The organism is Escherichia whittamii, assembly GCF_014836715.1.
Classification (GTDB): Bacteria; Pseudomonadota; Gammaproteobacteria; order Enterobacterales; family Enterobacteriaceae; genus Escherichia; species Escherichia whittamii.
Genome location: NZ_JACSQI010000010.1, coordinates 116,722 through 130,213, shown reverse-complemented (window position 1 = coordinate 130,213; position 13,492 = coordinate 116,722). Strand labels below are relative to the sequence as shown.

General features: G+C 51.7%; 13 protein-coding genes. 6 read left to right on the top strand and 7 right to left on the bottom strand.

Annotated features, from left to right (window positions below; genetic code table 11):
• Window positions 1-97: 97 nt before the first annotated feature.
• The gene (acrD, locus tag H9644_RS15780; RefSeq protein WP_064526280.1) at window positions 98-3,211 is read left to right on the top strand and encodes a multidrug efflux RND transporter permease AcrD; all 3,114 of its coding nucleotides are present in this window, start codon (window positions 98-100) and stop codon (window positions 3,209-3,211) included.
• A 92-nt stretch (window positions 3,212-3,303) separates the two neighbouring features.
• On the opposite strand, the gene ypfM is transcribed toward acrD, so the two are convergent.
• The gene (ypfM, locus tag H9644_RS15775) at window positions 3,304-3,363 is read right to left on the bottom strand and encodes a protein YpfM (protein ID WP_001386977.1); all 60 of its coding nucleotides are present in this window, start codon (window positions 3,361-3,363) and stop codon (window positions 3,304-3,306) included.
• Between the two features lie 379 nt (window positions 3,364-3,742).
• On the opposite strand from ypfM, the gene H9644_RS15770 reads away from it, so the two are divergent.
• Genes H9644_RS15770 through H9644_RS15760 form a run of 3 tightly spaced genes read left to right on the top strand, consistent with a single transcriptional unit; the run spans window position 3,743 to window position 5,458 of the window.
• A complete protein-coding gene (locus H9644_RS15770) occupies window positions 3,743-4,099 on the top strand; it encodes an ArsC family reductase (RefSeq protein WP_064526278.1) in 357 nt (118 codons plus the stop codon).
• 3 nt (window positions 4,100-4,102) lie between these two features.
• Window positions 4,103-5,230: a succinyl-diaminopimelate desuccinylase gene (gene dapE / locus H9644_RS15765; protein WP_064526276.1), complete on the top strand. Its 1,128-nt coding sequence runs from the start codon at window positions 4,103-4,105 to the stop codon at window positions 5,228-5,230.
• A gap of 27 nt (window positions 5,231-5,257) precedes the next feature.
• Window positions 5,258-5,458 (top strand): YpfN family protein, encoded by a 201-nt coding sequence (locus tag H9644_RS15760; RefSeq protein ID WP_001516859.1) that lies wholly within the window; start codon window positions 5,258-5,260, stop codon window positions 5,456-5,458.
• 108 nt (window positions 5,459-5,566) lie between these two features.
• On the opposite strand, the gene ypfH is transcribed toward H9644_RS15760, so the two are convergent.
• From ypfH to dapA, 6 genes are all read right to left on the bottom strand, one after another.
• The gene (ypfH, locus tag H9644_RS15755) at window positions 5,567-6,265 is read right to left on the bottom strand and encodes an esterase (RefSeq protein WP_191775291.1); all 699 of its coding nucleotides are present in this window, start codon (window positions 6,263-6,265) and stop codon (window positions 5,567-5,569) included.
• A 73-nt stretch (window positions 6,266-6,338) separates the two neighbouring features.
• Window positions 6,339-8,354, bottom strand: coding sequence for a tRNA cytosine(34) acetyltransferase TmcA (tmcA, locus tag H9644_RS15750; RefSeq protein ID WP_191775289.1), 2,016 nt, complete (start codon window positions 8,352-8,354; stop codon window positions 6,339-6,341).
• Between the two features lie 14 nt (window positions 8,355-8,368).
• Complete coding sequence (gene ypfJ, locus H9644_RS15745; protein ID WP_064526270.1) at window positions 8,369-9,232, bottom strand: KPN_02809 family neutral zinc metallopeptidase; 864 nt, start codon at window positions 9,230-9,232, stop codon at window positions 8,369-8,371.
• 167 nt (window positions 9,233-9,399) lie between these two features.
• A complete protein-coding gene (purC, locus tag H9644_RS15740; protein ID WP_001295467.1) occupies window positions 9,400-10,113 on the bottom strand; it encodes a phosphoribosylaminoimidazolesuccinocarboxamide synthase in 714 nt (237 codons plus the stop codon).
• A gap of 212 nt (window positions 10,114-10,325) precedes the next feature.
• A complete protein-coding gene (gene bamC, locus H9644_RS15735; protein WP_064526268.1) occupies window positions 10,326-11,360 on the bottom strand; it encodes an outer membrane protein assembly factor BamC in 1,035 nt (344 codons plus the stop codon).
• Between the two features lie 16 nt (window positions 11,361-11,376).
• The gene (gene dapA / locus H9644_RS15730) at window positions 11,377-12,255 is read right to left on the bottom strand and encodes a 4-hydroxy-tetrahydrodipicolinate synthase (RefSeq protein WP_191775287.1); all 879 of its coding nucleotides are present in this window, start codon (window positions 12,253-12,255) and stop codon (window positions 11,377-11,379) included.
• Between the two features lie 146 nt (window positions 12,256-12,401).
• Here dapA and H9644_RS15725 point away from each other — a divergent pair, with 146 nt between their 5' ends.
• Together H9644_RS15725 and bcp are read left to right on the top strand one after the other, a co-directional pair.
• On the top strand, window positions 12,402-12,974 hold the full coding sequence (locus H9644_RS15725) for a glycine cleavage system transcriptional repressor (protein ID WP_000176182.1): 573 nt from the start codon (window positions 12,402-12,404) through the stop codon (window positions 12,972-12,974).
• A complete protein-coding gene (gene bcp / locus H9644_RS15720; RefSeq protein ID WP_191775286.1) occupies window positions 12,974-13,444 on the top strand; it encodes a thioredoxin-dependent thiol peroxidase in 471 nt (156 codons plus the stop codon). The genes H9644_RS15725 and bcp overlap by 1 nt, the downstream gene beginning before the upstream one ends.
• Window positions 13,445-13,492: the final 48 nt, after the last annotated feature.

Sequence of the window (13,492 nt, the reverse complement as noted above, 5' to 3'; positions counted from 1 at the left end):
TATCTCCTTTTTTTCTCCACGATTGGCTCGTACCTTGCCGCTACAGTGAAGCAAGGCATGCCCATAACGATACGCAGAAATACGAGGTCCTCTTTTAATGGCGAATTTCTTTATTGATCGCCCCATTTTTGCCTGGGTGTTGGCAATTCTGTTGTGTCTGACAGGAACCCTGGCCATTTTCTCATTGCCCGTTGAACAGTACCCGGATCTCGCGCCACCGAATGTGCGAGTGACCGCTAACTATCCTGGCGCGTCAGCCCAGACACTGGAAAACACCGTGACCCAGGTTATCGAGCAGAATATGACTGGCCTCGATAACCTGATGTATATGTCATCACAAAGCAGCGGTACTGGACAGGCGTCGGTAACGCTCAGTTTTAAAGCTGGCACAGATCCGGATGAAGCAGTGCAACAGGTGCAGAACCAGTTGCAGTCGGCCATGCGTAAACTACCGCAGGCGGTGCAAAATCAGGGTGTAACGGTGCGTAAAACCGGGGATACCAACATTCTGACCATTGCCTTTGTCTCAACCGATGGTTCGATGGATAAACAGGATATTGCCGATTACGTTGCCAGTAATATTCAGGACCCGTTAAGCCGCGTGAACGGCGTTGGTGATATCGACGCTTACGGTTCACAGTATTCGATGCGTATCTGGCTGGATCCGGCAAAACTGAACAGTTTCCAGATGACGGCTAAAGATGTGACCGACGCCATCGAGTCGCAGAACGCACAAATTGCGGTTGGGCAGCTTGGCGGTACGCCGTCTGTCGATAACCAGGCACTCAACGCCACCATTAACGCCCAGTCACTGTTACAAACGCCAGAACAGTTCCGTGATATCACTCTGCGGGTGAATCAGGACGGTTCGGAAGTGAAACTGGGTGATGTCGCCACCGTCGAAATGGGAGCGGAGAAATACGACTATCTTAGCCGCTTCAACGGTAAACCAGCCTCGGGGCTAGGGGTAAAACTGGCCTCCGGCGCGAACGAAATGGCGACGGCAGAACTGGTGATCAACCGTCTGGATGAACTGGCGCAGTATTTCCCGCCCGGACTGGAGTACAAGGTGGCGTATGAAACCACCTCGTTTGTTAAGGCCTCCATTGAAGACGTAGTGAAAACCCTGTTAGAAGCTATCGCGCTGGTTTTCCTCGTAATGTATCTGTTCCTGCAAAACTTCCGCGCTACGCTGATCCCAACTATTGCCGTGCCGGTAGTGTTGATGGGAACCTTTTCGGTGCTTTATGCCTTCGGCTATAGCGTCAACACCTTAACCATGTTCGCGATGGTGCTGGCGATCGGCCTGCTGGTGGATGACGCCATCGTGGTGGTGGAAAACGTCGAACGCATTATGAGTGAGGAAGGACTCACTCCTCGCGAAGCCACACGTAAATCGATGGGGCAGATCCAGGGCGCTCTGGTCGGGATTGCAATGGTGCTTTCTGCCGTATTTGTGCCAATGGCCTTCTTTGGCGGCACCACCGGGGCTATCTATCGCCAGTTCTCTATAACCATTGTTGCAGCAATGGTGCTGTCGGTGCTGGTGGCGATGATCCTGACTCCGGCATTGTGCGCCACACTACTTAAGCCACTGAAAAAAGGTGAGCATCACGGGCAAAAAGGTTTTTTTGCCTGGTTCAACCAGATGTTCAACCGTAACGCCGAACGCTACGAAAAAGGGGTGGCAAAAATTCTCCATCGCAGCCTGCGCTGGATTTTGATTTACGTCCTGCTGTTAGGCGGCATGGTGTTCCTGTTTCTGCGTCTGCCGACGTCGTTCCTGCCTCTGGAAGACCGTGGCATGTTTACCACCTCGGTACAGTTACCCAGCGGTTCGACTCAACAACAGACCCTGAAAGTGGTGGAACAGATCGAGAAGTATTACTTCACCCATGAGAAAGACAACATCATGTCGGTGTTTGCCACTGTCGGTTCTGGCCCTGGGGGGAACGGGCAGAACGTGGCACGAATGTTTGTCCGCCTGAAAGACTGGAGCGAACGCGACAGTAAAACAGGCACCTCGTTTGCCATTATCGAACGTGCAACAAAAGAATTTAATAAAATCAAAGAAGCTCGCGTTATCGCCAGTAGCCCGCCAGCTATCAGCGGTCTTGGCAGTTCCGCTGGATTTGATATGGAGTTGCAGGACCACGCCGGGGCTGGTCACGATGCGCTGATGGCCGCGCGTAATCAGCTGCTGGCGCTCGCGGCGGAAAACCCAGAACTTACCCGTGTGCGCCATAACGGTCTGGACGACAGCCCGCAATTGCAGATTGATATCGACCAGCGCAAAGCGCAGGCGCTGGGCGTTGCCATTGACGATATTAACGACACGCTGCAAACCGCGTGGGGCTCGAGCTATGTGAATGACTTTATGGATCGCGGTCGCGTGAAGAAAGTCTATGTGCAGGCTGCCGCGCCGTATCGCATGCTGCCAGATGACATTAACCTGTGGTATGTGCGTAACAAAGACGGCGGCATGGTGCCTTTCTCCGCCTTCGCAACCTCTCGCTGGGAGACAGGCTCGCCGCGTCTGGAACGCTATAACGGCTATTCTGCGGTAGAAATTGTCGGGGAAGCCGCTCCGGGCGTTAGTACGGGTACAGCGATGGATATTATGGAATCGCTGGTGAAGCAGTTGCCGAACGGCTTTGGACTGGAGTGGACAGCGATGTCGTACCAGGAACGACTTTCCGGTGCGCAAGCTCCGGCGCTGTATGCCATTTCATTGCTGGTGGTATTCCTGTGTCTGGCTGCACTTTATGAAAGTTGGTCTGTACCGTTCTCGGTAATGCTGGTTGTACCGCTGGGGGTTATCGGCGCGCTGCTGGCAACCTGGATGCGTGGGCTGGAAAACGATGTTTACTTTCAGGTTGGCCTGCTAACAGTCATTGGTTTGTCGGCGAAAAACGCCATTCTGATTGTTGAGTTTGCCAACGAGATGAATCAAAAAGGCCACGACCTGTTTGAAGCGACGCTCTACGCCTGCCGTCAGCGTTTACGCCCGATTCTGATGACCTCACTGGCGTTTATCTTCGGCGTACTGCCAATGGCTATCAGCAGTGGTGCCGGTTCCGGTGGCCAACACGCAGTCGGTACTGGCGTAATGGGTGGGATGATTTCTGCCACCATTCTGGCGATTTACTTCGTACCGCTATTCTTTGTGCTGGTGCGTCGTCGCTTCCCACTGAAGCCTCGACCAGAATAAGCAATAAAAAAGGCGACATACATATGTGTCGCCTTTTTCAACTCTCTGATAAAGAACCTGACGTCAGGTTCTTTCATTTCCTGTTCTGGAAATTACTTACGAAGCATAACTTCGATAAAGTCTTTCCAGTTCCCCAGTTCACGTTCAATCATAACAACCTCTCTTATAATTATGGGTATTCTACGGAAACAATATACCGTGGTGAAGCTAATTTATTCGATTGCTGTGATTACTACCTCCGGGGCAAAGCCTATGTAAATACTATGGCCCTGTGACAGGGATTTTTATGTGATGAACAGCAACATTTCGACATATTCATACAGATTCTAATACTTGTTTAATTCTGTTTGAAATACAGACAGATACCTAGGGGAATATTCTTAATATATTGCATTCAAAACGCTCACAATCATTTAATAATTGTTAAGTGAAACACCTTAATAATGTTATATTTTCTGGTATTCATTTGCAGGGGAAATGTATTGCCCGTTAAATGAGTATTTATTCTTATAAATCGAAAAAGGATTCATTATGCTTACACTTTACGGCATCAAAAATTGTGACACCATTAAAAAGGCTCGCCGTTGGCTGGAAACCAATAACATCGACTATCGCTTTCACGATTACCGCGTTGATGGGCTGGACAGCGAATTATTGAACGGTTTTATCAACGAATTAGGCTGGGAAGCGTTACTCAACACCCGTGGTACAACCTGGCGAAAACTGGACGAAGCCACCCGCCACAACATCACCGATGCGGCCTCCGCTATAGCATTAATGACTGAAATGCCTGCAATCATCAAACGCCCATTGCTCTGTGCGCCAGGGAAGCCTATGCTGCTGGGTTTCAGTGAATCCAGTTATCAGCAATTTTTCCATGAGGTGTAGTCTATGTCGTGTCCGGTTATTGAGCTGACACAGCAGCTTATTCGCCGCCCATCCTTAAGTCCTGATGATGCAGGATGTCAGGCAATCATGATTGACCGTCTGCAGGCAATCGGTTTTACCATTGAACGCATGGATTTTGCGGATACGCAGAATTTTTGGGCGTGGCGTGGGCAAGGAGAAACATTGGCCTTTGCCGGACATACAGACGTAGTCCCCCCTGGCGATGCCGACCGTTGGATCAACCCACCATTTGAGCCAACCATTCGCGATGGCATGTTGTTCGGGCGTGGCGCGGCTGATATGAAAGGCTCGCTGGCAGCGATGGTGGTGGCAGCAGAACGTTTTGTCGCGCAACATCCAAACCATAAAGGCCGACTGGCGTTTCTGATCACCTCAGACGAAGAGGCCAGCGCCCACAATGGCACGGTAAAAGTCGTCGAAGCGTTAATGGCGCGTAATGAACGGCTGGATTACTGCCTGGTCGGTGAGCCGTCGAGTATCGAAGTGGTTGGCGATGTAGTGAAAAATGGCCGGCGCGGATCATTAACCTGCAACCTCACTATTCATGGCGTGCAGGGGCATGTGGCCTACCCGCATCTGGCTGACAACCCGGTACATCGCGCAGCGCCTTTCCTTAATGAATTAGTGGCCATTGAGTGGGATCAGGGTAATGAATTCTTCCCGGCAACCAGTATGCAGATTGCCAATATTCAGGCGGGAACTGGCAGTAACAATGTTATTCCGGGCGAACTGTTTGTGCAGTTTAACTTCCGTTTTAGTACCGAACTGACCGACGAAATGATCAAAGCGCAGGTGCTTGCCTTACTGGATAAATATCAGCTGCGCTACACCGTCGACTGGTGGCTTTCTGGTCAGCCATTTTTGACAGCACGCGGTAAACTGGTAGATGCGGTGGTGAACGCCGTTGAGCACTATAATGAAATTAAACCGCAGCTACTGACCACAGGCGGAACGTCCGACGGGCGCTTTATTGCTCGCATGGGGGCGCAGGTGGTGGAACTCGGGCCGGTCAATGCTACCATTCATAAAATTAATGAATGTGTAAATGCTGCCGACCTGCAGCTACTTGCCCGTATGTATCAACGTATCATGGAACAACTCGTCGCCTGATGAGTCGTTCTGTAAGAGGAAATAAGCATGGACTGGCTGGCTAAATATTGGTGGATTCTGGTGATTGTCTTTTTGGTCGGCGTCCTGCTGAACGTGATTAAAGATCTCAAGCGCATCGACCATAAGAAATTTCTCGCCAACAAGCCGGAGCTTCCCCCGCATCGTGATTTCAACGATAAGTGGGACGATGACGACGACTGGCCGAAGAAGGATCAACCGAAGAAGTAAGCTGGGCGCTCAACCGTAGGCCGGATAAGGCGTTCACGCCGCATCCGGCAATGGTGAACGATGCCTGATGCGACGCTCACGCGTCTTATCAGGCCTACTCGTCTATTATTACATCATTTCAATCACATCATCATCGCCGGGCTTGCCCCCGCTTAACGCTTCATCGAAGTAATGTTTCGGTATGGTATAACGCAAGTGATCAAGGGCAAACTGCATACTACGATTGTCGATCGCATGGCCCAAATCTTCCACAATATCCAGCGTCACATCACCACCCGCATTAATTAACGCTTCTTGTGCCGCAACCGCATGCGCCAGATCGATAACCGGATCTTCACCACCATGGATCAAGTGAATTGTCGTGGCCGTAGAAGCCGTTTCCGGCAGGCTGGCATAGCGTCCATTAAAAGCAATGACGCGTGAGGCAAGGCCCGGTTCGGCTTTAATACTCTCCAGAGCCATAATCGCGCCTTGTGAGAAACCGATTAGCGCCGTAGCGTTAGCCGCTACTCCGCTCTGTTTCTGCCAGTAGCGCACCGTCTCAATAAAGGTCGGCATGATGGCATCCACGCGCGCCTGGCGGTTTTCTTCCGTTATGCCCTGCACCGAAAACCACTGACGTCCAGCCGGATTACCGCTCGGCTGGGCGCCACCGACACTCACCACCAGCGCATCCGGGAACAACGGTGCAAACCAACTGCCGATCTCCCCCATCGCTACTGGGTTATCGCCGACGCCGTGAAAAAGCAGCAACAACTGTTGCGCAGGTTTATCCGGGCTTTGAACAACAAAATGGTCATGTTTCATGGCGAACTCCTTAACTGATGTCATTAATTTTACGCCGCTGACTCACAATGACCATGGGATAAAATTGAAGGAGTCAGTGAAAAAATTGCCATTGCGTTATGCGATCGCGCAGGCGTTCAGTGCGGGCATCATCAAGTGCAAATAGCGCCTGTGCCGCCTCTTCACGCTGATGGGCCAACAACGCCTTACGCCCCGAAAGTTTAAGTGTGGTACATAACTGCGCGTCGCTGACGTTTTTCTGCAAACGCCCACGAAGCGCTGGTAATGTCAGTTCGCTGATTTTCAGTAGACGCATTAAACAGCCTAACGACGTTAAAAGCGGACGATGAGCGAAAGCAAAACCAGCTAGTTCCAGCCAGTCGCCGTCAGTAATCACGATATTGTTAAGCGGATCGACTGGAATAGTTTCGCCATTCCACTGCGAGAGAATTTGCGCATCGCGGCGTAAACGAAAATGCTCACGTTCTGCCAGTTGTTTACCCGCTTCGCTAATCGGTAACAACGCCATCGCCGTATAACAGCCGCTGCTGGCTTCGCGATGATTGCCCATCCGCACCAACACAAAACCGCATCGTTGCCAGAAACGCCATAATTCCTCGGTGTAGCCAAAGCTTACCGAAAGGTAGTCGAGGCCATGCGTATATTCCAAAGCGCTGGCAATAAGCTGTTGCCCAACACCTTCGCGCTGACGTGCCGGGTGGACTGCAATCCGGCTGACACGTCTACCGCACAACATCGCCGCAACTGGATTGCTGCCGTGTGCCGCCAGCGACTGAGCCACCAGATTGCCCCGTGGACGACGATAACCCGCCCATACCGCCTGACTGAGTTCTTCCGATAATCCGCCCTCATCCACCAGCCACAGCGCCCCGGCAATCTCGTTTTCGCAAGCCGCCTGTAAAAAATGTTGCCCAGGTGCATCCATCATCCGGCGTAAATCCAGGGGGGATGTCCGGTAATGCGCACCAGACAATAGCTGATACACCTTTAACGGTGTATCCGGATGGCTTTGCCATAGCGTCTGTTCAAAAGCGGAAATGACGATGTCACCTTCTGGTTCGTGAGTGAAGTTTTCGTCGTCAAAAACCAGTGCCTCACCGACTATTTTTTCCAGTGGACAGCCCTGCGCCCAGCGGATCGGCTGTTGCAATTCAAAGCGCTGAAGGCGCGGAAAGCGAGCGCAAAACTTCAGCAAAAATCCTCGTCCGGTACCTTCATAACCCTGTACCGTGGTAGTTAACAAGGTGCGTGAGAAACGCGATACCAGCTGATGCAACAGTGGCGCAGGAATGGCTGCAGCTTCGTCAACCACCAGCCAGTCAGCTTTTTCATCACTGGCTAATAAGGCATCTGGCGCCACAAAGCGATACTTCTCGCCCGCAAACTGCGCCAGCACATCCGTTGCAGCCTTCGCAGGTGCTGTAACAATCGCACTGCCAGAGATACGGGAAATGAGCTGCCCCGCCAACGCCGACTTACCGCGCCCGCGCGCAGCGGTTACTACTGCCACGCCCGGCGGTATGGTCAGCAGTTGCTGTAATATGTGCTGTTGTTCTGGTTGTGGTGCGCCGGTAGCAGGTTGCCAGTCAGTACGGGGAGCAAAATGCACCAACGTGAACGGCTGATTTTGCCGCCAGAGGATAGCGTTGTTATCCGCCGCAAGTACGCGTTTGAGATGTTGGACAAAATGCGGAGCCGCAACAGGACCAGGGCAATCACTCCAGCGCAGCGAATCGACATCAGGATGGTTTTCCCATTCTTCCCACACGGGGAGCAACAACACCAGCCAGCTTCCCGCTTTCAGCGTTCCGCTAAGGGCCGCAAAAGCGGCGGCATCAAAGCCCTGGCGGGCATCGAATACCGCATGCTGAAACTCGCGCCCAAGTAAAGTTTGCAGCGCAGATGGCGTACAGTGGTTTTCAGAAGCTGGCTGTGGCGAAACCCACAGCCAGTCGCCCGGTAATGCTTCACGCAACTTAAGCGCATGCTCACCGCACCAACTTCCTTCGCCGCTCAACACCAACAAGCGGCGAATCCCTTCGCGTTTCATTTGCGCTGTTAATGTATGAAGCGCAGTCAGTTCAGCCATCCCTGCCCCGGAAGTTAAATGCTTTTACCGAAAGTATTGCATTGTGCCGGATCGCCGCTGTCGAAGCCACGTTTAAACCAGCTGTAGCGTTGCTGAGATGTGCCATGAGTAAAGCTATCTGGCACAACCTGCCCCTGACTTTGCTGTTGTAAACGGTCATCGCCGATGGCCTGCGCCGCGTTCAGCGCCTCTTCCAGATCGCCGGTTTCCAGAACACCTTGCTGCTGCATGCTATGCCCCCAGACACCGGCAAAGCAGTCGGCCTGGAGTTCCATACGCACAGATAAGCGGTTGGCTTCCGCTTGCGTCGCGTTTTGTTGCAGCTGACGGACTTTCGGCTCGATGCCTAACAGTTTCTGCACGTGATGACCGACTTCATGGGCGATAACGTACCCTTGGGCAAAATCACCATCCGCGCCCAGTTTGTCTTTCATGTCATCATAGAAGGAGAGATCGATATAGACTGTGCCATCCGCCGGGCAATAAAACGGTCCCATAATGGATTGCCCCGCCCCGCAACCAGTGCGAGTCATTCCACGGTACATTACCAGCTTCGGTTGCTGATAGGCCTTACCCATCTTCTCGAATTGCTGTCCCCAGGTATCTTCCGTGGTTGCCAGAATCACCGAGGTGAATTTTGCCGCTTCGTCTTCATTTGGGCTAATTGAACGCGTTGATTGCTGTTGTGAAACTGGCTGTCCGGTCATCAATCCAGTTAAATCAACACCATAGTAGCCAGCAACCAAAACAACCACCAATAAAATTAACCCACCTTTACCGGTTGGTAGGCGAAAACCGGGACCACCCATTGACGGACCACCGGAGCTGTTTCGCCTGTCTTCAACATTGTCACTTTCACGACGCCCTTGCCAGCGCATAGATACCTCAACAATATATTCATTATAGGAATGATCGTAGGTCGTTCAGAGGAAGATTACCACAGGAAAGCGGGAGGAAATGATGGAGGAATGAGCGTTCAATTCACGTCTTACAAGAGCGGTCATCTTGCCGTGCCAGCAGCACGGCAAGATGATGAACAGAAAAATCAGTCCAGCTGTACACCCAGGCGGCGGGCGACGGCTTCATAGGCTTCGATCAGGCCACCGAGGCTCTGGCGGAAACGGTCTTTGTCCATTTTCTCCAGCGTTTCTTTGTCCCACAGGCGGCTACCGTCCGGGGAGAACTCATCGCCCAGCACCACTTCGCCTTTGTACAGGCCAAATTCCAGCTTGAAGTCGACCAGAATCAGACCTGCATCGTCGAACAGTTTTTTCAGCACGTCGTTCGCTTTGTAGGTCAGCTCTTTCATACGCGCCAGATTCTCTTTGCTTACCCAGCCAAAGGTTTCGCAGTAAGATTCGTTGACCATTGGGTCGTGCATAGCGTCGTTTTTCAGGAACAGATCGAACAGCGGTGGGTTCAGCTCAATACCTTCTTCGATTCCAAGACGTTTCACCAGAGAGCCAGCAGCACGGTTACGCACGACACACTCAACCGGCACCATATCCAGTTTTTTCACCAGACATTCGGTATCAGAGAGCAGACGCTCCATTTGAGTCGGGATACCCGCTTCAGCCAGTTTGCTCATAATGAAGTAGTTGAACTTGTTGTTCACCATACCTTTGCGATCAAACTGCTCAATGCGCGCGCCATCCCCTGCTGACGTATCATTGCGGAATTCGAGCACCAACAGGTCCGGGTTTTCCGTGCTGTATACGGTTTTCGCTTTACCACGATACAACTCAGCTTGCTTTTGCATCTTTATCACTCCTGGGTGTGAATTAACGTTTTAAAATCTTTTGCTGTCTGGTGTGCCGGATGTTTTGTCGGTTGCGCCGTAAACGCCTTATCCGACCTACGTCCGACAAACAAATTTCGTGCGAATTACCGCTAAAATCGCGTTTTTCTGCCGACGCACACGTTTGCGTATCATATCAGAAAAAAGGGCCGGAAGACTCCAGCCCTGTATTTTTACTTGCTAAACGCAGCCTGGAAGACAGATACCAGTGCGTCGTTTTGGCTTTGTGTCAGCGTATGACCTTTCGGATCGATGAACTGTAGGCTGCTGCGGTTATCTAAATCACCGACCTGCAGTTTGTAGTCGCCCGATGCCAGGCCTGGATCGCTCGCGCCCAGTTCCTGCCAGTCGCTGTCAGACAGTGGCTTGTAAGTTACGGCCATGCTGCCTTGTGAACGAGTGCTGTCGGTCACTTTCATGCCCACTTTTTCCAACGCAGCAGGCAGACGTTGCCATACTACGTTGAACGGACCACGCACGACCAACATCGGTAAACCAGTGTCGTCAGCGGCGCTTTGTACATCCATTGTTGTGGAAGCACGATTTTGCGCTGCATTAGCCGCATCAGTGACGGATTTATCCAGGCCAGCGGAAATGACGTTCATCATCTCAGCGCTGTAACGCTGCATAGACGCCGCATCTGCAACCGGCTTGCCAGCCTGTTCCAGGTTCAGCAATTTCACCGTTACCGCCTGCTGATAACCCTGCGGTTTAACAGAGATTTGATAACGACCACGATACTGCTCGTCTTCGTCCAGACGGTTCCATTGTACCCAATCGGTGGTCAGCGTCTGACCGGCATCATCGCGTTGGGTAATGGTATAGTTTTTCGCCTGCAGCACGCTAACCACCTGCGGCCACAGAGTATTGCCACGACCATTTTCCACCAGCAGTGAAGCGGTATCGCCCGTGAACTGGGTACGCGCGCCAGAAACCAGTGCCAGCGGCTGGGCTGGTGGACGAATGTCCAGCGCCTTACCGACAGCACCACTACCGTTGGTCACCGGGATTGCATAATCACCAGAGGTCACCGGCAAAATCATTCCTGCCGGGGCATGAAGCTCCGCAAGCGGTGCCGCTTCCAGATAGGCTTCATCACCACTCACCTGACGCTTATAGCGTGAGTCAGAACTACAGGCTGCGAGTAATAAAACAAGCGATACACCCGCAACCTTTGCCAGGCGCGACTTTTGAACAGAGTAAGCCATCAAATCTCCCTAAACTTTACAGCAAACCGGCATGCTTAAGCGCCGCTCTGACCGTCTCACGACCACTGTCGGTGATTGGCGTCATTGGCAGGCGCAGCGTATCGGTCGCCACAAGACCCAGTTCCTTACATGCCCATTTCACCGGGATTGGATTGGGTTCGACAAATAGTTTGTTGTGTAATGGCATCAGACGCTGATTAATAACGCGTGCCTCGGCAAAATGCCCTTCTGCCGCCAGTTTGCACATCTGGGCCATATCACGCGCTGCGACGTTAGCCGTAACGGAAATAACGCCATGACCACCTAACTGCATGAAGTCCAACGTGCTCGCATCATCGCCGCTCAGCAGAACAAAATCGTCTGAAACCAGCTCTTTGATCTGGTTTACCCGCGTTAAGTTCCCTGTTGCTTCTTTGATTCCGACAATATTTTTGACTTTCGCCAGACGGCCCACCGTTTCTGGTAGCAGATCGCAGCCAGTACGGGACGGCACATTATACAGGATTTGCGGCAGGTCAGTATGTTCAGCGATGGCTTTGAAATGCTGATACAGACCTTCCTGCGACGGGCGGTTGTAATAAGGGGTCACCGTCAGGCAGCCAACGATACCGCTGTTGTTGAAACGCTGCGTCAGGCTAATGGCTTCCGCAGTAGCGTTAGCACCAGTTCCGGCAATTACCGGAATACGCCCGTCAGCGAGCTCCAGCGTCATCATTACCACATCAACATGTTCGTCATGATTCAGGGTAGCGGACTCACCAGTGGTGCCTACAGAAACAATCGCCGAAGTACCGCTGGCGACATGATAATCAATCAGTTTTTTTAAGCTAGCCCGACAGACATTACCTTTTTCATCCATCGGAGTAACAATCGCGACAATACTTCCCGTGAACATGGGCCATCCTCTGTGCAAACAAGTGCCTCAATGGTACGTTTGGTATGGCATTAAAAGCAAGCAGACAGAACCGTTCTGATTGTTGTATGCATGTTTTTTTTATGCTTTCCTTAAGAGCTACTCTCCCCCTTGAAGGAATAACCGGTTTGACACTGTCATCGCAACATTATCTGGTGATCACTGCGCTGGGTGCCGATCGCCCAGGAATTGTGAACACTATCACCCGTCATGTCAGTAGTTGCGGCTGTAATATTGAAGACAGTCGCCTGGCAATGTTGGGAGAAGAGTTCACCTTTATCATGCTGCTTTCCGGTTCATGGAACGCCATCACCTTGATCGAATCAACGTTACCGTTGAAAGGTGCCGAACTGGATCTTTTAATCGTGATGAAGCGCACGACGGCTCGTCCGCGTCCGCCGATGCCCGCATCTGTCTGGGTTCAGATCGATGTGGCAGATTCACCGCATTTAATTGAGCGCTTTACCGCACTTTTTGACGCGCACCATATGAACATTGCAGAGCTGGTATCACGCACGCAACCTGCTGAAAATGAACGGGCTGCGCAGCTACATATTCAGATCACCGCTCACAGCCCGGCGTCTGCGGACTCAGCAAATATTGAACAAGCCTTCAAAGCACTATGTACAGAACTCAATGCGCAAGGCAGTATTAGCGTCGTCAATTATTCCCAACATGATGAACAGGATGGAGTTAAGTAATGAATCCACTGAAAGCCGGTGACATCGCACCGAAATTTAGCTTGCCGGATCAAGACGGAGAACAAGTTAATTTGACCGACTTCCAGGGACAGCGTGTTCTGGTTTATTTCTACCCGAAAGCCATGACCCCCGGCTGTACCGTACAGGCCTGCGGCTTACGCGATAACATGGAAGAGTTAAAAAAAGTGGGCGTTGATGTGCTGGGTATCAGTACCGATAAACCCGAAAAACTCTCCCGTTTCGCAGATAAAGAACTGCTTAACTTTACGCTTCTGTCCGATGAGGACCACCAGGTATGCGAACAATTCGGCGTCTGGGGCGAGAAGTCTTTCATGGGTAAAACCTACGATGGTATTCACCGCATCAGCTTCCTGATCGATGCCAACGGCAAAATCGAACACGTATTTGACGATTTCAAAACCAGCAATCACCACGACGTAGTGCTTAACTGGCTAAAAGAACACGCCTGATTACTTTGCTCCATTCCGTGCTGGCTGCGCTTGCGGCCAGCACACTTC

Bases quoted from the DNA above. Each gene is read 5' to 3' on its own strand.
- acrD (WP_064526280.1), top strand. From the start codon at position 98: ATGGCGAATTTCTTTATTGATCGCCCCATTTTTGCCTGGGTGTTGGCA.
- ypfH (WP_191775291.1), bottom strand. From the start codon at position 6,265: ATGAAACATGACCATTTTGTTGTTCAAAGCCCGGATAAACCTGCGCAA.
- bcp (WP_191775286.1), top strand. From the start codon at position 12,974: ATGAATCCACTGAAAGCCGGTGACATCGCACCGAAATTTAGCTTGCCG.
- ypfJ (WP_064526270.1), bottom strand. From the start codon at position 9,232: ATGCGCTGGCAAGGGCGTCGTGAAAGTGACAATGTTGAAGACAGGCGA.
- bamC (WP_064526268.1), bottom strand. From the start codon at position 11,360: ATGGCTTACTCTGTTCAAAAGTCGCGCCTGGCAAAGGTTGCGGGTGTA.
- dapA (WP_191775287.1), bottom strand. From the start codon at position 12,255: ATGTTCACGGGAAGTATTGTCGCGATTGTTACTCCGATGGATGAAAAA.
- tmcA (WP_191775289.1), bottom strand. From the start codon at position 8,354: ATGGCTGAACTGACTGCGCTTCATACATTAACAGCGCAAATGAAACGC.
- dapE (WP_064526276.1), top strand. From the start codon at position 4,103: ATGTCGTGTCCGGTTATTGAGCTGACACAGCAGCTTATTCGCCGCCCA.
- H9644_RS15770 (WP_064526278.1), top strand. From the start codon at position 3,743: ATGCTTACACTTTACGGCATCAAAAATTGTGACACCATTAAAAAGGCT.
- H9644_RS15760 (WP_001516859.1), top strand. From the start codon at position 5,258: ATGGACTGGCTGGCTAAATATTGGTGGATTCTGGTGATTGTCTTTTTG.
- purC (WP_001295467.1), bottom strand. From the start codon at position 10,113: ATGCAAAAGCAAGCTGAGTTGTATCGTGGTAAAGCGAAAACCGTATAC.